Here is a 19876-nt window from a genome sequence, read left to right on the forward strand (position 1 = left end):
TTAGATCGGTGTATATAAGTTCTTTGACATTCTGGAAAAAAGTAATCTGTAAAAGAATACAACAGATATCGAGATTAACATTAAAGGTTAATTATAATAGAAAGTAAGTAAGGGTGTATGGTGGATGCCTAGGCTCTTAGAGGCGATGAAAGACGTGATAAGCTGCGATAAGCTTCGGGGAGGTGCAAACAACCTTTGATCCGAAGATTTCTGAATGGGGCAACCCAGCCAATTTATTGGTTATCTGACTTCGGTCAGAGGCAAACCCGGAGAACTGAAACATCTAAGTACCCGGAGGAAGAGAAAACAAAAGTGATTCCGTTAGTAGTGGCGATCGAACGCGGATTAGCCCAAACCAATTACGTTTCGGCGTGGTTGGGGTTGTAGGACTGCGATATGAGATTATGCGTGAAGTAGAAGTAACTGGAAAGTTACACCAGAGAGGGTGATAGTCCTGTACACGTAAGCAAATATGATCTAGCAGTATCCTGAGTAGGGCGGGGCACGTGAAACCCTGTCTGAATCTGCCAGGACCATCTGGTAAGGCTAAATACTCCTAAGAGACCGATAGAGAACCAGTACCGTGAGGGAAAGGTGAAAAGTACCCCGAACAGGGGAGTGAAATAGTACCTGAAACCATACACTTACAAGCGGTCGGAGCATCATTAGATGTGACGGCGTGCCTTTTGCATAATGAGCCTACGAGTTACTCCTCACTAGCAAGGTTAAGAGCTTAAGGCTCGGAGCCGAAGCGAAAGCAAGTCTGAATAGGGCGTCGAAGTTAGTGGGGGTAGACGCGAAACCGTGTGATCTACCCATGGGCAGGTTGAAGTCTTGGTAACACAAGATGGAGGACCGAACCAGGGAGCGTTGAAAAGCTCTTGGATGACCTGTGGGTAGGGGTGAAAGGCCAATCAAACTCGGAAATAGCTCGTACTCCCCGAAATGCATTTAGGTGCAGCCTTGGATATAGTATTGCAGAGGTAGAGCTACTGATTGGATGCGAGGGCTTCACCGCCTATCAACTCCAGACAAACTCCGAATGCTGTAATATGATTACCAGGAGTGAGGGCATGGGTGCTAAGGTCCATGTCCGAAAGGGAAAGAACCCGGACCATCAGCTAAGGTCCCCAAGTATATGTTAAGTTGAACAAACGAGGTCTGATTGCATAGACAGCTAGTATGTTGGCTTGGAAGCAGCCATTCATTTAAAGAGTGCGTAACAGCTCACTAGTCGAGCGATCGGGCATGGATAATAATCGGGCATCAAACATATCACCGAAGCTATGGATTTAATGGACTACCATTAAGTGGTAGGGGAGCATTCTGACTGCGTTGAATGTGCACTGTGAGGTGCGCTGGAGCGGTTAGAAAAGCAAATGTAGGCATAAGTAACGATAAGGAGGGCGAGAAACCCTCCCACCGATAGACTAAGGTTTCCTGATCAACGCTAATCGGATCAGGGTTAGTCGGGACCTAAGGGGTAGCCGAACGGCGAACTCGATGGACAACGGGTTAATATTCCCGTACTTTATATAGTTGTGATGGGGCGACGGAGTGATGAAAGCACCGCGTACTGACGGAATAGTACGTTGAAGGGCGTAGGTTATGAGATGTGTAGGCAAATCCGCACGTTGAGCTGAAACCTGATAGTACCGAGAGTCTTCGGACGATTGGATAGTGTGCCTAAGGGCTTCCTAGAAAAACCTCTAAACGTAGATTATATAAACCCGTACCGCAAACCGACACAGGTAGTCAAGGAGAGAATCCTGAGGTGCTCGAGTGATTCATGGCTAAGGAACTAGGCAAAATCGATCCGTAACTTCGGGAGAAGGATCGCTCCTCGCAAGGGGAGCCGCAGTGAAAAGGCCCAGGCGACTGTTTATCAAAAACACAGGGCTTTGCTAAATCGAAAGATGATGTATAAGGCCTGACACCTGCCCGGTGCCGGAAGGTTAAGTGGGGGCGTTATCTTCGGAGAAGCGCTGAAATGAAGCCCCGGTAAACGGCGGCCGTAACTATAACGGTCCTAAGGTAGCGAAATTCCTTGTCGGGTAAGTTCCGACCTGCACGAATGGTGCAACGATCTGGGCACTGTCTCAGCCATGAGCTCGGTGAAATTGAAGTATCGGTGAAGATGCCGATTACCCGCAACGGGACGGAAAGACCCCGTGAACCTTTACTGCAACTTCACATTGATTTTGGGCAAGTAATGTGTAGGATAGGTCGGAGACAATGAAATGGCGTCGCTAGGCGTTGTGGAGTCGTCCTTGAAATACGACCCTTTGCTTGTTTGAAACCTAACTCAGCAATGAGGACATTGTGTGGTGGGTAGTTTGACTGGGGTGGTCGCCTCCAAAAGAGTAACGGAGGCTTCTAAAGGTACCCTCAAGACGATTGGTAACCGTCTGTAGAGTGTAATGGCACAAGGGTGCTTGACTGTGAGACCAACACGTCGATCAGGTACGAAAGTAGAGCATAGTGATCCGGTGGTTCCGTATGGAAGGGCCATCGCTCAAAGGATAAAAGGTACTCCGGGGATAACAGGCTGATCGCTCCCAAGAGCTCATATCGACGGAGCGGTTTGGCACCTCGATGTCGGCTCGTCACATCCTGGGGCTGGAGAAGGTCCCAAGGGTTGGGCTGTTCGCCCATTAAAGTGGCACGCGAGCTGGGTTCAGAACGTCGTGAGACAGTTCGGTCCCTATCTGTTGTGGGCGCAGGAAACTTGAGAGAAGCTGCTGCTAGTACGAGAGGACCGCGGTGGACAAACCTCTGGTGTATCAGTTGTGCCGCCAGGTGCATTGCTGAGTAGCTACGTTTGGAAGAGATAAGTGCTGAAAGCATCTAAGCACGAAGCTCCACTCAAGATGAGGTTTCCTTAGAGGGTCGTTGGAGACTACGACGTTGATAGGCTGCAGGTGTAAAGGTTGTGAGACCAAAGCCGAGCAGTACTAATTACCCGAAACTTTCATTAGAACAAAAGATTAGTTGTATTTAGATTACTTTTTCCAGGAGCATGTCAAAAAGATATATTGAACTATGTATGCTGATAATGTTAGATTATAACATTTAAGTCAGATATAAATAACCGTATTTAGAATTTAAGGTGGTTATTGCATAGGGGTTCCACCTCTTCCCATTCCGAACAGAGAAGTTAAGCCCTACCGCGCCGATGGTACTGCAGAGATGTGGGAGAGTAGGTCGCCGCCGTTTTAGTAAAAGATCAATTCACTAGAGTTGATTTTTTTATGAACTAAACGTTCTTTGAAGATTTTTTTTGATAATGACAAGTACAAAAAAGCAACCGTCAATCTAATAGATTTTTGAGTTTTTGTTGAGCTAAATTAATTAACTTTTTATACAACGAAGAGTTTGATCCTGGCTCAGGATGAACGCTAGCGGGAGGCCTAACACATGCAAGTCGAGGGGTAACGGAGGTAGCTTGCTACCAGACGACGACCGGCGCACGGGTGAGTAACGCGTATGTAATCTGCCTTGTACAGGGGAATAGCCCAGAGAAATTTGGATTAATGCCCCATAGTATTATCGAGTCGCATGACTTGGTGATTAAAGCTCCGGCGGTACAAGATGAACATGCGTGACATTAGCTAGTTGGTAAGGTAACGGCTTACCAAGGCTACGATGTCTAGGGGTTCTGAGAGGATGATCCCCCACACTGGTACTGAGACACGGACCAGACTCCTACGGGAGGCAGCAGTGAGGAATATTGGTCAATGGACGCAAGTCTGAACCAGCCATCCCGCGTGAAGGATGACTGCCCTATGGGTTGTAAACTTCTTTTATATGCAAATAAACCTACTTTCGTGAAAGTAGCTGAAGGTAGCATATGAATAAACACCGGCTAACTCCGTGCCAGCAGCCGCGGTAATACGGAGGGTGTAAGCGTTATCCGGATTTATTGGGTTTAAAGGGTACGTAGGCGGTAATATAAGTCAGTGGTGAAATCCTGCAGCTCAACTGTAGAACTGCCATTGAAACTGTATTACTTGAGTATACTTGAGGTAGGCGGAATGAGTAGTGTAGCGGTGAAATGCTTAGATATTACTCAGAACACCGATTGCGAAGGCAGCTTACTAAGGTATAACTGACGCTGATGTACGAAAGCGTGGGGAGCGAACAGGATTAGATACCCTGGTAGTCCACGCCGTAAACGATGATTACTCGCTGTTGGCGATACACAGTCAGTGGCTAAGCGAAAGTTTTAAGTAATCCACCTGGGGAGTACGATCGCAAGATTGAAACTCAAAGGAATTGACGGGGGCCCGCACAAGCGGAGGAACATGTGGTTTAATTCGATGATACGCGAGGAACCTTACCTGGGCTTAAATGTACGGCGATCGGTCTAGAGATAGACTTTTCTTCGGACGACGTACAAGGTGCTGCATGGTTGTCGTCAGCTCGTGCCGTGAGGTGTCGGGTTAAGTCCCATAACGAGCGCAACCCCTATCTTTAGTTGCTAACAGGTTAAGCTGAGGACTCTAGAGAGACTGCCACCGTAAGGTGAGAGGAAGGTGGGGATGACGTCAAATCAGCACGGCCCTTATGTCCAGGGCTACACACGTGTTACAATGGTCAGTACAAAGGGCAGCTACCTGGCGACAGGATGCTAATCTCTAAAACTGGTCTCAGTTCGGATCGGAGTCTGCAACTCGACTCCGTGAAGCTGGATTCGCTAGTAATCGCGCATCAGCCATGGCGCGGTGAATACGTTCCCGGGCCTTGTACACACCGCCCGTCAAACCATGGAAGCTGGGGGTGCCTGAAGTCTGTTACCGAAAGGAGCGGCCTAGGGTAAAACTAGTGACTGGGGTTAAGTCGTAACAAGGTAGCCGTACCGGAAGGTGTGGCTGGAACACCTCCTTTCTGGAGCCGACATTAACGGTAAAGAAAATCGACGAGATTAGGTTGTTTTTTCTTGTCATATCAAAAAACCTTATATACCCACATAACCAAAGTGGATAGCGTTAGGCTGAAAAACTAAGGTGGTTATGTTTTAAACATAGTCCCGTAGCTCAGCTGGTTAGAGCGCTACACTGATAATGTAGAGGTCCCCAGTTCAAGTCTGGGCGGGACTACAATCGTAATATTATTTATACGAGGTTATTTGGGGGATTAGCTCAGCTGGCTAGAGCGCCTGCCTTGCACGCAGGAGGTCATCGGTTCGACTCCGATATTCTCCACACATTTATATTGATTTAGTTAGATTTAATTTGATTAGATCGGTGTATATAAGTTCTTTGACATTCTGGAAAAAAGTAATCTGTAAAAGAATACAACAGATATCGAGATTAACATTAAAGGTTAATTATAATAGAAAGTAAGTAAGGGTGTATGGTGGATGCCTAGGCTCTTAGAGGCGATGAAAGACGTGATAAGCTGCGATAAGCTTCGGGGAGGTGCAAACAACCTTTGATCCGAAGATTTCTGAATGGGGCAACCCAGCCAATTTATTGGTTATCTGACTTCGGTCAGAGGCAAACCCGGAGAACTGAAACATCTAAGTACCCGGAGGAAGAGAAAACAAAAGTGATTCCGTTAGTAGTGGCGATCGAACGCGGATTAGCCCAAACCAATTACGTTTCGGCGTGGTTGGGGTTGTAGGACTGCGATATGAGATTATGCGTGAAGTAGAAGTAACTGGAAAGTTACACCAGAGAGGGTGATAGTCCTGTACACGTAAGCAAATATGATCTAGCAGTATCCTGAGTAGGGCGGGGCACGTGAAACCCTGTCTGAATCTGCCAGGACCATCTGGTAAGGCTAAATACTCCTAAGAGACCGATAGAGAACCAGTACCGTGAGGGAAAGGTGAAAAGTACCCCGAACAGGGGAGTGAAATAGTACCTGAAACCATACACTTACAAGCGGTCGGAGCATCATTAGATGTGACGGCGTGCCTTTTGCATAATGAGCCTACGAGTTACTCCTCACTAGCAAGGTTAAGAGCTTAAGGCTCGGAGCCGAAGCGAAAGCAAGTCTGAATAGGGCGTCGAAGTTAGTGGGGGTAGACGCGAAACCGTGTGATCTACCCATGGGCAGGTTGAAGTCTTGGTAACACAAGATGGAGGACCGAACCAGGGAGCGTTGAAAAGCTCTTGGATGACCTGTGGGTAGGGGTGAAAGGCCAATCAAACTCGGAAATAGCTCGTACTCCCCGAAATGCATTTAGGTGCAGCCTTGGATATAGTATTGCAGAGGTAGAGCTACTGATTGGATGCGAGGGCTTCACCGCCTATCAACTCCAGACAAACTCCGAATGCTGTAATATGATTACCAGGAGTGAGGGCATGGGTGCTAAGGTCCATGTCCGAAAGGGAAAGAACCCGGACCATCAGCTAAGGTCCCCAAGTATATGTTAAGTTGAACAAACGAGGTCTGATTGCATAGACAGCTAGTATGTTGGCTTGGAAGCAGCCATTCATTTAAAGAGTGCGTAACAGCTCACTAGTCGAGCGATCGGGCATGGATAATAATCGGGCATCAAACATATCACCGAAGCTATGGATTTAATGGACTACCATTAAGTGGTAGGGGAGCATTCTGACTGCGTTGAATGTGTGCTGTGAGGCGCGCTGGAGCGGTTAGAAAAGCAAATGTAGGCATAAGTAACGATAAGGAGGGCGAGAAACCCTCCCACCGATAGACTAAGGTTTCCTGATCAACGCTAATCGGATCAGGGTTAGTCGGGACCTAAGGGGTAGCCGAACGGCGAACTCGATGGACAACGGGTTAATATTCCCGTACTTTATATAGTTGTGATGGGGCGACGGAGTGATGAAAGCACCGCGTACTGACGGAATAGTACGTTGAAGGGCGTAGGTTATGAGATGTGTAGGCAAATCCGCACGTTGAGCTGAAACCCGATAGTACCGAGAGTCTTCGGACGATTGGATAGTGTGCCTAAGGGCTTCCAAGAAAAACCTCTAAACGTAGATTATATAAACCCGTACCGCAAACCGACACAGGTAGTCAAGGAGAGAATCCTGAGGTGCTCGAGTGATTCATGGCTAAGGAACTAGGCAAAATCGATCCGTAACTTCGGGAGAAGGATCGCTCCTCGCAAGGGGAGCCGCAGTGAAAAGGCCCAGGCGACTGTTTATCAAAAACACAGGGCTTTGCTAAATCGAAAGATGATGTATAAGGCCTGACACCTGCCCGGTGCCGGAAGGTTAAGTGGGGGCGTTATCTTCGGAGAAGCGCTGAAATGAAGCCCCGGTAAACGGCGGCCGTAACTATAACGGTCCTAAGGTAGCGAAATTCCTTGTCGGGTAAGTTCCGACCTGCACGAATGGTGCAACGATCTGGGCACTGTCTCAGCCATGAGCTCGGTGAAATTGAAGTATCGGTGAAGATGCCGATTACCCGCAACGGGACGGAAAGACCCCGTGAACCTTTACTGCAACTTCACATTGATTTTGGGCAAGTAATGTGTAGGATAGGTCGGAGACAATGAAATGGCGTCGCTAGGCGTTGTGGAGTCGTCCTTGAAATACGACCCTTTGCTTGTTTGAAACCTAACTCAGCAATGAGGACATTGTGTGGTGGGTAGTTTGACTGGGGTGGTCGCCTCCAAAAGAGTAACGGAGGCTTCTAAAGGTACCCTCAAGACGATTGGTAACCGTCTGTAGAGTGTAATGGCACAAGGGTGCTTGACTGTGAGACCAACACGTCGATCAGGTACGAAAGTAGAGCATAGTGATCCGGTGGTTCCGTATGGAAGGGCCATCGCTCAAAGGATAAAAGGTACTCCGGGGATAACAGGCTGATCGCTCCCAAGAGCTCATATCGACGGAGCGGTTTGGCACCTCGATGTCGGCTCGTCACATCCTGGGGCTGGAGAAGGTCCCAAGGGTTGGGCTGTTCGCCCATTAAAGTGGCACGCGAGCTGGGTTCAGAACGTCGTGAGACAGTTCGGTCCCTATCTGTTGTGGGCGCAGGAAACTTGAGAGAAGCTGCTGCTAGTACGAGAGGACCGCGGTGGACAAACCTCTGGTGTATCAGTTGTGCCGCCAGGTGCATTGCTGAGTAGCTACGTTTGGAAGAGATAAGTGCTGAAAGCATCTAAGCACGAAGCTCCACTCAAGATGAGGTTTCCTTAGAGGGTCGTTGGAGACTACGACGTTGATAGGCTGCAGGTGTAAAGGTTGTGAGACCAAAGCCGAGCAGTACTAATTACCCGAAACTTTCATTAGAACAAAAGATTAGTTGTATTTAGATTACTTTTTCCAGGAGCATGTCAAAAAGATATATTGAACTATGTATGCTGATAATGTTAGATTATAACATTTAAGTCAGATATAAATAACCGTATTTAGAATTTAAGGTGGTTATTGCATAGGGGTTCCACCTCTTCCCATTCCGAACAGAGAAGTTAAGCCCTACCGCGCCGATGGTACTGCAGAGATGTGGGAGAGTAGGTCGCTGCCGTTTTACAGAGAACCGATTCTTATTAAAGAGTCGGTTTTTTTGCGTCTATACTTTTATTATCGATATGAACTGATTCTATTAAGGTCAGTTTTTTGCGTCTATATTTTTTTAGGTAATATGCTGTGTCTCCATTATGGGAAGAGTAACCTCTTCCCGACATCATTTCCCTTTGGGAACAGATAAGTTAAGCCCTACCGCGCTGAGGCTACTGCAGATATGGACGAGAGTAGATCGTCGCCATTTTACAGAGAACCGATTCTTTGCGTCTATGCTTTTATAAAATACATTCTAATGTTGCTAATAGTGTTATTTTTGAAAGTGTTATAACTAGGTATTTATCATTATAATTTTATCCATAATGATGTTAAAGTTTCACTATTGATACTATACTAATTTATGAGGTAAGAAGATATTATCCTATCCACAATAATAGCTAGTTTCTTTTAAGTCAATTGATCAAATACTTTTCATATTCATTTTATTGCTATATATTTGTCATAAAGTGTTCATCTTCTTACTTTACTTGAATTTTTGAGTAAAGTAAGAATTGTCGGTTATCATTTTATTTAAGCAACAGTAAAGCTAGTAAGTTATATTTGTGACTTAAGTGGCGAAGCTGTGTCATATTATCAGTTTAAATAAATGAAAATTACTATCTTCATAGTATTTAAAGTAAGTGTATTAATTTAACTGCACATACACCTAAAACTGAATTTCTTACCAAGTGAAAAACAGCAAAATGAATAAAAAATCTAGTTATACTATTGCGTGCATTGGTGCTGGTTACGTTGGAGGCCCAACAATGTCTGTTATTGCCAAGCATTGTCCTGAGATTAATGTAGAAGTTGTTGATATCAATCAATTGCGCATCAATGCATGGAATGATTCTGATTTAACAAAACTTCCTGTGTATGAGCCAGGTTTAGATGATGTGGTTAGTATTGCTAGAGGGCGAAACTTGTTTTTTTCTACAGATGTCAAAGGTGCAATTGAAAGAGCAGATATAATATTTATATCTGTAAATACTCCAACAAAAGTCTATGGTGAAGGGAAAGGCATGGCTGCTGATTTGAAGTATGTCGAGTTATGTACAAGACAAATCGCTAAGTATGCAAATGATGATAAAATAGTCGTTGAGAAATCGACACTTCCTGTTCGAACAGCTGAAAGTATTAAACGAATTTTAGAGTCAGAAGATTCTAATCATAAATTCACTGTTTTGTCTAATCCAGAATTTTTAGCGGAAGGAACAGCTATTCGTGATTTAGAGCATGCAGATAGAGTATTAATTGGCTCTGATAATACTGATTTTGGTAAACAAGCAATGGATAAGCTTGCTTCTATATATGAGCATTGGTTACCTTCAGGCAAGGTTCTTAAAACGAATGTTTGGTCTTCTGAGTTGTCAAAACTTACTGCTAATGCTATGTTGGCACAACGAGTAAGTTCAATTAATGCAATATCAGCTCTGTGTGAACAAACTGGAGCTGATATTTCAGAAATATCCCATGCTATTGGTACAGACTCAAGAATTGGGTCTAAATTTTTGCAGGCTTCTGTTGGTTTTGGTGGTTCGTGCTTTCAAAAAGATATTTTAAATCTAACTTATCTTTGTCGTTATTTTAATTTACCAGAAGTTGCTGATTATTGGGAACAGGTTATTAAGATGAATGATTACCAGAAGCAACGTTTTGCTCAGAATATCATAAAGACTCTTTTTAATACTGTCTCTGGGAAAAAAATTGCATTTTTAGGTTGGGCTTTTAAGAAAGATACAAATGATACAAGAGAGTCTGCAGCGATTTATGTAGCGGATAAACTCTTACAAGATAGAGCTGAAATTCATATATATGATCCAAAAGTAAGTGGAGAGCAGATGATTCAGGACCTTCTATACTTGCAGAACCATCGATTTGTTAATAAAGAAAGGTTTGAGTCCCTTACAGAAGATGAAATTCGTAGCCTTGTGTTTGTATATGATGATGCATATGCTGTAATGAAATGTTCTCATGCTATTGCTATATTAACGGAATGGGATGAATTTAAGACATATGAATGGGAGCAAGTTTATGCAGATATGTATAAACCTGCTTTTGTATTTGATGGTCGAAATATTTTAGACAGAGACCATATGACAAGTGTTGGATTTAAGTATGAAGGCATAGGTAATAAATAGTTATGAGAAAAATATTAGTTACTGGTGCAGCTGGGTTTATCGGGTTCCATTTAGTTGAGAAATTTTGTCAAGAGGATAATGTTCAAGTATATGGTATTGATAATATTAATGACTATTACGATGTTCGTTTAAAGTATGCAAGGCTTAAAGAATCTGGCTTTGTAGAGGATAATGTATCTGAATATGGTTTAGAAGTCATTAGTAATAAATACGATCATTATCGTTTTCAAAGATTAGATATAACAGATTTATCGAACTTAGAAGCTTTATTTCGAAAAGAACAATTTACACATGTTGTGAATCTTGCAGCCCAAGCAGGTGTTCGTTATTCTATTGAGAATCCTCATGCATATGTTCAGAGTAATTTAGTGGGATTTGTCAACATTCTAGAATGTTGTCGTCACAATAAAATTAAACATCTTTTGTATGCATCAAGCTCGTCAGTTTATGGTGGAAATAAGAAAGTGCCATTTTCTGAAGAAGATAGGGTTGACCGCCCTGTAAGTTTATATGCGGCTACGAAAAAAAGCAATGAGTTAATGGCTCATACTTATTCGCATCTATACAATCTAAAGACTACAGGTCTTCGTTTTTTTACTGTATATGGACCATGGGGACGTCCTGATATGGCTCCAATGCTTTTTGCAAAAGCAATAATGAATGGTGAGCCTATCAAGGTGTTTAATAATGGTAATATGGAACGTGATTTTACCTATATCGATGATATTATTGAAGGAGTATTTTCTCTCATTATGAAAGAAGTTAATATTGTAGAGGAGTATTCTATATTTAATATTGGGAATTCATCTCCTGTGAAACTTATGGACTTCATCGAAACCCTAGAAAAAGAGCTTGGGCTAGATTCGAAAAAGGTATTCCTTCCTATGCAAGATGGTGATGTTGAGAAGACATTTGCTAATGTACAGGATCTTAATACTGTTGTGAGTTATGTACCCAAAATTGATCTTGTGGTTGGTGTTGAGAAGTTTATAGAATGGTATAAAATAATTACTTACATTTAGACTAAATTAATGACAAATGCAATTAAAGTCCAGTGATAAACTAATTTGCATCGTTAGCTAATGTTGAGTATTTTCATAATGATGAGTCAATCTAGTTTTTTATCTATATGTGTAATTTGGAATAATTACTTATCGTTATGTATGTTAATTTACAAATAATATGATTAGGATCAACTCTCGTAAGTATAAGAATATATATTGGTTCAAAGAAGTGTTGGATATTAAGGATATTTTAGGTTTTACCGAAATATATCAGTACCAAGGAGTATGTAATATAAGTTCATCTTTCTTTAAGAGAAAAGAATTTCATACTCTAAAGACTGACTTGACCTTATCAGAAGATGAAATATTTGCCTCTTTTAGAAAGAAAGTTCGTTATGAAGTTCGTCGCTCGGAAAAGGATAATTTCGAGTTTCATCAATTAAATAATTATTCTATAGATGATTTCATTGATTTCTATAATGTCTTTGCTGAAGAAAAAAATCTTCTAAAATTAAATAGATCTAGCTTTAATGGAATGGAAGATAACTTGCATTTCTTCTATGTAAAGGATGATGGTCTTGATAAACCTATGATTCTAAGAGTTTTTTTGGTGGATAGGTCAAGTATGGTCACTAGATTCTTATATGAAGCGTCCTGTCCTTCAAATGAAATTGAAGATCGAAATATTCATGGTCGATCTTCAAAGTTTCTTCATTGGGAATCTATTAAGTATTTTAAAAAGCACAATTTTAATATTTATGATTGGGGTGGGATAGCCTTAAAAGATGATCCTATAACAAATGGAATAGATAATTTTAAGCGTTCTTTTGGAGGAGTTCAATTTGATGAATTGCATTTAATTAGTTTTCCTCTGTTCATTATTACTAGTATAATTAGAATCTTTAGATGAAAAATATAATTATAACAATTGACACCGAATGTGACAAGAGTGTTGATTGGTCAAACTCTGAACCTATTTCGTTTTTTGGAATTCATGTTGGAGTTAAGACACGACTTCAGCCTTTATTTGAAAAATATAATATTAAGCCTGTATATTTTATTTCGTATGAAGTAATGTGTAACAGAGAGAGCGTTGATTACTTTAAAGATTTGCATCAGAGAAATAAATGTGAGCTTGGGACACATTTACACTTTGAATATATTAATGCTAAATTTGAAAATATACAAGGAAAGCATTGTGATGGTATTCAATCAGAATTATCATTAGATGATGAACGTATTTACTTAGATATTTTAACAGATAAGTTTAAGGAATGTTTTGAATTTTCTCCCGTATCATTTCGGGCAGGTAGATTTGGCATAAGCAAGAATACTGCATCATTACTTTCTGATTTAGGTTATAAGATAGATTCTTCAATAACTCCTGGAATTCATTGGAAATATGATTCGAACAATGATTATTTAGATTTTACAGGCTGTTCGCGAGATTTATATTTTGTTGATGAAGAGAAAGGGCTAAAGTTTGAGGGGAATTCGAAATTGTTAGAGGTGCCAATTACAACAATACCAAAGAAGAGCTTTAAAAATCTACTTAAGAGATTAATAGGGAGAGGGTTGGATATAGATTGGTTACGTCCAATGATTATCTCTACTGAAGATGCATATAATTTAATTAATAATGATTTAAAGAATACTTTGCCTTTGGTTGTTATGTTCCATAATATGGAAGTTGTGCCTAAACTCTCACCATATGTTACAAGTGAGAGTGAATCATTGAGTTATCTCAGTTTTTTGGAAAAATTGTTCATAAAGTGCAAAAAACATAACATTAAGTCAGTTACATTTAATGAATTTTATGATGAGTTTAAGAAGTAATGTGCCAATAGTTCTTTCATTTGATGATCAGATGGCTCTTCCTGCGGGAGTATGTATAACTTCACTACTAGATTGTGCAAAAGTCAATACTATATATGATATTTATATATTGTGTAATGATAATTTGAGTGATGTATCAAGAAAATATTTGTTGAGATTATGTGATGTATATGATCGTCTAACTATTAATTTTGTTGATTGTGGAGATCAGTTTAAGGCTTCTTTCGAAGTTCGTGATATATCTGTTGCAGCGTATTATCGTCTACTTATTCCATCTTTATTACCTCAGCTTAATAAAGCTATATATTCCGATGTTGATGTGATCTTTCGAGATGATCTGTCTGAATTGTATCATACGATTGATTTAGAAAACAATTATTTGGCAGGAGTTAAAGCTGCATTTCTATCATCAGAGAATTTAGCGTATTTGGATAGGTTAGGACTTGATCATTATTCTTATATTAATTCAGGTTTCCTTGTTTTCAATTGTAGCTTAATTAGACATGACTGTATTGAAAATCAATTTCTTGAGTTTTCAAAAAAAGATTTAAATTTTCAAGATCAAGATATTGTAAATCTAGTTTGTAAAGACCGTATCAGATATATTTCCCCTCGGTATACTTTTGTCCAAAGTAATTATATGAATTCTTTTGATATAGATATGCTATCTCCTATCTATAGTAAGTCAGAGATCGAAGAAGCTAGAAATATTGGAATTGTGCATTACAATGGACCAAAACCTTGGAATGAATTATGCCCAAGATATGATATTTGGTGGAATTGTTATCGAAACTCGATCTACTATGATGAAAAGGACGCTATTAATATGGAGATGAAAATATTAAATAATAAAAAAGCTATTGATAATTTGCTTATTAAGTTAATCCGAAGAGTAATCACTTACTTTAACAGATGATTTTAAAGTTTCGAAATATTTCAGAGGAATTCAGGTCTATTGTAAAGAATTTTTCATACTTAAGTATCCTCCAGGTTGTGAATATGTTGCTACCAATGTTGTTGTATGGATATTTATTACGAGTTTTAGGTAACGAGCTGTTCGGTAAAATAATCTATATTAGATCAATAGTTTTTATTTTTGGATCTTTAGTCAAATATGGATTTGATCCGTATGGTGCAAGAGAAGTTGCTTATCATAGAGATAATATTGATCAAGTTTATGAAATAACAGTTTCAATTATAACAGGAAAGTTATTCTTAGGCATTATCGCAACCATATTGTATTATTGTTTTGTTACATATTTTTGTCCTAATGAATGGAGCTCTTTATACTGGTTGTCATTTTTAATGATTTTTCAAGATCTTTTCTTTCCTAGATGGTTTTATATGGGAATCGAAGATATGAAGTACATTACTTATATAATGGGAGGTTTAAAGATCGTAACTACATGTTTGATTTTTTTTACAGTAAGCATAAAATCTGATTATTTATATATCCCATTAATTAATGGGGTAGGCGCATTTATTTCAGGATTATTTTCCTGTCTTTTGGTATTTCATAAATTAAATAAGAGCTATCAATTTCCTAGTTTCAACCTTGTGAAAGTTCATCTGGTAAAATCTGCGAGTATCTTTCTTTCTGAGGTAATGATTGTTGCAAGAGATAATTTTAACGTTGTGTTTATTGGTATGATGTTAAGTTCCTCTGATGTAACTTTCTATGATTTGTGTAATAAATTAATTAATCTGTCAAAGGTTCCATTTTCAATGTTTAATGATGCTATTTACCCTACTTTGGTTCACTCAAGATCACAAAATAAGTTTTGGTTTTATTTCAAATGGGGAATAATTGCAATGCTGTTGGTTGTATTGGTCTTAAACTTATTTTCACACCAAGTTATATCGTTATTTTTAGGGGATCATTCTTCGGAAATCATTAATCTGTTGCATCTGAATAGTTTAATTATCCCTTTTAATATATTTTCAATGATGCTAGGCACTTTTTTATTAGTCTTTGGATATTATAATAAATATTCGATTAGTGTGGTTTCATCAGTTCTGGTTTATTTGTTTGGATTGTTATTATGTGTAATAAAGGTTATGCCGACAACACTTATTTCAATTGTAATGATTTCAATTTCTGCAAGTGTTTTTGAAATGATTGTGAGGGCGTTTTTTGTGAGAAATAAACCTAAGTTGGTGAATAAGACTCGTTTGTAATCTTTGATAATTTATTGTCATTTATTCTTTAATCCTTTTATTCAAAGGCTCTATCTATAATCTTGTAGATGAATGGATCGTTACTTATCCAAGTAATAGCGATATGACTAAATAATTACTCTTCTAAATATTACATATGAGCTTAATGTCTTTTTTATAGAGAAATGCATCCTATTGTATGACTATGTTTCCATTTTTTTCAATATATGTTTAAACGATGGTTTGTTCATTCAGTTTACTCCAATTGATCAATTAATTATAATGTATTTGTGGCTGAAATGTACTTGTTGGCTAATACTTTATAATTTAGAGTGAAGGACATTTTTTTTAATATTATTGACATTAATACGTAGATTTTTTTGAATTATCATTCAAAAGTAGATTTTATTGTATCAATAAGATTATATCAGTATTATTTATGAATAGTTAAATGCAATTAATTGATGATTAAACAAATAATAATTTCATCTTCGATAATGAGACTTATTGCTTATTACTTTTTGGGAGCAATAAGATATGCTCGATTTCTAGGTGTTATAATTGGAGATCATTGTCGGATTTATATTCGAGATTGGGGTTCAGAGCCATTTTTAATTGAAATAGGCAATAATGTTACTGTTACTGCAGGTGTAAGAATATTAACTCATGATGGTTCGACATGGTTATTTCGTGATAATGATGGCAGAAGGTATCTGTATAATAAAGTGACCATTGGTAATAATGTATTTATTGGATGTAATTCGATTGTTCTTCCAGGCGTTACAATTGGAGACAATGTTGTTGTTGCTGCGGGTTCAGTAGTTGTAAAGTCAATCCCTTCTGGTAAAATTGTCGGTGGTAATCCAGCTAAGATTATTGGAGACTATAATGAATATAAAAGACGATGTTTAAATAGTTATTCCAAAGAAGCAGATCTAAATCTTAATCTGAGTAGAAATGAACAGATTATTTCAATATTAGATTTATCACAAAAAAAATCCTTATAAATTGAATATTATCTATAATAACCGATATATACAAATTTATTGTATTGTAACATCAATCTAGTATTGTTAAAATTGTAAGAAATATCAGATTTAATTTTAAATAAGAATCAATACTTCATCTAGTTATGTCCAATTGTCATAGTCATTAATTAAAAAACTATGATTCATATTTGATGATATATTTATTGAATGGCATTTATTGTATTTGATAAATAGTTTCATTTTAAAATGAATTGATAATTGAGTTATTTGATGTGTGTGTCTTACTAATTAAATATGTGTAGAGTTAACTTACTTTATTTAATTAGTAAATGCTGTATTTGCAACTAGACAAATTATTTTGTCCTAGTATATGTGGTTTGTTTAACTGTTTGAATTCCATAAATACTATTTAAGAAAATGATAAAAGATAATACTGAAGAAGAAATTGACTTGATTTATTTAATAAAGTATCTTTTTAGAAAAAGACTTCGACTTTTGATGATAACATTAATTTCTTCATTTATAGGTTTAATTATAGGAGTTGTTACTCCTGTTGAATACCAGGCAAGTACTGTGTTTATAGCTCAAGAGAATGGAAGTCAATCTGGTATGGGTGGATTATCTGGATTGGCTGCAATGGCTGGTGTTAATATTGGCGCATCAAATAGGGTTCAATCTCTTCCCCCAATTTTGTATCCTGAAATAGTTTTAAGTGTGCCTTTTCAAAAGGAATTAATGAACACTTTTGTAACATATGGAGAGGATTCAATAACTTTATATGATTATTATACCATATATAAGGAAGAATCATCGCTGCATATTTTATCTAAGTATTCTATAGGTTTACCTTTTACAATTATCAATAGTTTAAAAGGCCCGCCCAAAAAACACTTAGACGTTAATTATAATAAACGATTTATTTCACTTTCAGCGAATGAAAGAAGCATTGTTAATCAAATTAATTCATCCATTTCACTCACTATTGATGATGAGACTAAATCAGTTAAAATATCTTCAAATTTTCCAACTGCATTAATGGCTGCGGAAGTTGGTATGAATTATTTTTTATTGCTTCAGAGATTTGTTACTAGATTTAAAATCGAAAAGGCAACAGAACAATATACTTTTGTTAAAGAAAGGTATCTTGAGCAAAGGGAACTGGTTGAGAAATGTCGCAAAGAGATTGCAGTATTTAAAGACAAAAATAGAAACTTTAGTACTGCTGAATCTCAAATTACGTTGCAGAAACTAACAAATGATTTTAATGTGATTTTTTCGGTCTATACTGAGCTTGCAAAACAGTTAGAGCAGGCTAATCTGCAAGTAAAACAAGATACTCCCGTTTTCACTATTTTGCAGCCAATTAGTGTCCCTTCAAATAAAAATAAGCCAAGAATGATACTATATATACTATTTACTGCGATTTTTAGTTCTATGATTGCTATCGTTTACTATTCAGTACAATATTCATTTATGAAGCAAAGTCAGTAATGTGCTTTTCTTTTCTTTCACCAATAAACGATTAGTGTGAAATTTACTGCTTTATTAAATAACTAAACAACTTTGCTGTTAAGTGCTAGGGTTCTAAATGTTTAACTGTCTTATTTCTTGTTCGGGATTTATATTGACTATATATGTTCGTAATACTTGTCTTTTTTTGTTGAATGTGAAATTATGTTATATTTTAGGTAGTATATAAATATGAGTTACCAGTGTTTGTGACTTGAATGGTTACTAAACCTTTACTATTTTTAATGTCATATTTAAGTACTCGTTAATTTTTTTACTAGGGACAGCGTAATTGACAAATATTAGGGTATTTGAATTATAGTATTTTTTTAGAAGTATCTATTAAGGTTAATAAATACTAACATTGATCATTATACTTTCCAGAATTTAATTATCTCAGTTCACAAGGGGTAATCGTATGAATAATCAAATTATCAGAAGAATTTATTTTTATTTCAGCAATGATAGATTATTCTTTTAAATCCTCATATTACAGGTGTAAGTATGATAATGTCATGGAATGTCTACTTTTGAGGTAACAAAAAAAATCTATGCTTTTCTTAACTTAGCAGAGTTATGAAATATGATATTGAATTTAAAGAGATGGTTGTATCCTTAGTGCAATCAGGTCAAAGTGTTACCAAAGTAGCGAAAGATTATAAGGTAAGTCCTATAACGCTTAGAAGCTGGTTAAAGAAAGCCGCTAGTATTGAAGGTTTAGCAGGAAAAAAAACGTTTACAGCAGAAGAGCAAGAGATAAAACTTCTAAAGAAGGCATTAAAAAATGCAGAATTAGAGCGTGATATATTAAAAAAAGCGGTGAGCATTTTCTCCAAGAAAGACTGAATAAGTATTTGTTTATAAGGGATCATCGAAGTTTCTATTCAGTTGGGAAAATGTGTGAACTTCTTCGTATTAGTAGGAAGTCTTTTTATCAGTGGGTGAATAAAGATTATAGTTCAAAGCACCAATCTATTCAAAGGACATTGACCATAAAAGAAGAAATACAAAGGATTTATGATCAAAGCAAAGGTAGGTATGGAAGTTGTCGAATTCGCATAACATTGAGACGTTCTGACATCTATTTGTCAAGGAGTTATGTCGCACGTCTTATGAATAGAATGGGATTAAAAAGTATCTTAAAAAAGAAGTTTAAAGCAACAACAGACTCTAGTCACGACTATCCAATTGCTCCAAATCTTCTAAATCGAGAATTTCGTGTAGAGGAACTAGGAAGTAAGTGGGTCTCAGATATCACATACATTAATGTTTTAAACTGATGGGCATACCTTACAACTGTAATTGATCTAGCGGATAGACAAGTGATTGGATGGGCTATAAGTGAAGATATGACTACAGAGAATACCGTTTTGAAAGCATGGACGAATGCTCGCAATAACAGAGATATACAAAAAGGGTTTATTTTTCATTCAGACCGTGGTTCTCAATATGCAAGTAACTTATTTAGGAATATTTTCATAAAGCACCGTGATGTAAAGCAGAGCATGAGTCGAAAAGGTAACTGTTGGGACAATGCTGTAGCAGAAAGTTTCTTTAAATCGATCAAATATGAGTGCGTAAATCATATTAGATTTGACAATATGAAACAGCTACGTCAAACTATTAATCAATACATCTATTGGTATAACAATGATAGAGTGCATTCAGCTTTGGACTATAAGACTCCATTCGAAAAGGAGATGGAATTAAGAAATATAAACTTGAAAAGTGTAGCTTAAAAATTGCAACCTTTT

The 19876-nt window shown here is 37.9% G+C and carries 8 protein-coding genes, 2 tRNA genes, 5 rRNA genes and 1 pseudogene; all 16 read left to right on the top strand.

Annotation, left to right across the window (positions count from 1 at the left end; all coding sequences use genetic code 11):
- The first annotated feature begins 97 nt into the window (after window positions 1-97).
- The 16 genes and pseudogenes from K5X82_14065 (at window position 98) to K5X82_14140 (ending at window position 19861) form a co-directional block, all read left to right on the top strand.
- Window positions 98-2977: ribosomal RNA gene (locus K5X82_14065) — 23S ribosomal RNA — on the top strand.
- A gap of 128 nt (window positions 2978-3105) precedes the next feature.
- Window positions 3106-3216: ribosomal RNA gene (gene rrf, locus K5X82_14070) — 5S ribosomal RNA — on the top strand.
- A 147-nt stretch (window positions 3217-3363) separates the two neighbouring features.
- Window positions 3364-4887: ribosomal RNA gene (locus tag K5X82_14075) — 16S ribosomal RNA — on the top strand.
- Between the two features lie 138 nt (window positions 4888-5025).
- Window positions 5026-5099: transfer RNA gene (locus tag K5X82_14080), tRNA-Ile, on the top strand.
- 31 nt (window positions 5100-5130) lie between these two features.
- Window positions 5131-5204: transfer RNA gene (locus K5X82_14085), tRNA-Ala, on the top strand.
- Window positions 5205-5335: 131 nt separating this feature from the next.
- Window positions 5336-8215, top strand: a 23S ribosomal RNA gene (locus tag K5X82_14090).
- Between the two features lie 128 nt (window positions 8216-8343).
- Window positions 8344-8454 (top strand): 5S ribosomal RNA (gene rrf / locus K5X82_14095).
- Together the 16S, 23S and 5S rRNA genes with 2 tRNA genes alongside form the textbook arrangement of a ribosomal RNA operon.
- 736 nt (window positions 8455-9190) lie before the next feature.
- Window positions 9191-10627, top strand: coding sequence for a nucleotide sugar dehydrogenase (locus tag K5X82_14100; GenBank protein ID QZT36379.1), 1437 nt, complete (start codon window positions 9191-9193; stop codon window positions 10625-10627).
- Between the two features lie 2 nt (window positions 10628-10629).
- Entirely contained in the window at window positions 10630-11649 is a 1020-nt protein-coding gene (locus tag K5X82_14105) for an NAD-dependent epimerase/dehydratase family protein (protein ID QZT36380.1), read from the top strand.
- 160 nt (window positions 11650-11809) lie between these two features.
- Entirely contained in the window at window positions 11810-12541 is a 732-nt protein-coding gene (locus K5X82_14110) for a hypothetical protein (GenBank protein QZT36381.1), read from the top strand.
- Window positions 12538-13467 (top strand): hypothetical protein, encoded by a 930-nt coding sequence (locus tag K5X82_14115; protein ID QZT36382.1) that lies wholly within the window; start codon window positions 12538-12540, stop codon window positions 13465-13467. The genes K5X82_14110 and K5X82_14115 overlap by 4 nt, the downstream gene beginning before the upstream one ends.
- Window positions 13448-14383 (top strand): glycosyltransferase family 8 protein, encoded by a 936-nt coding sequence (locus K5X82_14120; GenBank protein QZT36383.1) that lies wholly within the window; start codon window positions 13448-13450, stop codon window positions 14381-14383. The genes K5X82_14115 and K5X82_14120 overlap by 20 nt, the downstream gene beginning before the upstream one ends.
- A complete protein-coding gene (locus K5X82_14125; protein ID QZT36384.1) occupies window positions 14380-15645 on the top strand; it encodes an oligosaccharide flippase family protein in 1266 nt (421 codons plus the stop codon). The genes K5X82_14120 and K5X82_14125 overlap by 4 nt, the downstream gene beginning before the upstream one ends.
- 443 nt (window positions 15646-16088) lie before the next feature.
- Window positions 16089-16631, top strand: coding sequence for an acyltransferase (locus tag K5X82_14130; GenBank protein QZT36385.1), 543 nt, complete (start codon window positions 16089-16091; stop codon window positions 16629-16631).
- Window positions 16632-17030: 399 nt separating this feature from the next.
- Complete coding sequence (locus K5X82_14135; protein QZT36386.1) at window positions 17031-18104, top strand: hypothetical protein; 1074 nt, start codon at window positions 17031-17033, stop codon at window positions 18102-18104.
- 594 nt (window positions 18105-18698) lie between these two features.
- A pseudogene (locus tag K5X82_14140) lies at window positions 18699-19861 on the top strand (IS3 family transposase).
- The last annotated feature ends 15 nt before the right edge of the window (window positions 19862-19876 follow it).

The organism is Prolixibacteraceae bacterium (assembly GCA_019856515.1).
GTDB lineage: Bacteria > Bacteroidota > Bacteroidia > Bacteroidales > Prolixibacteraceae > Halosquirtibacter > Halosquirtibacter xylanolyticus.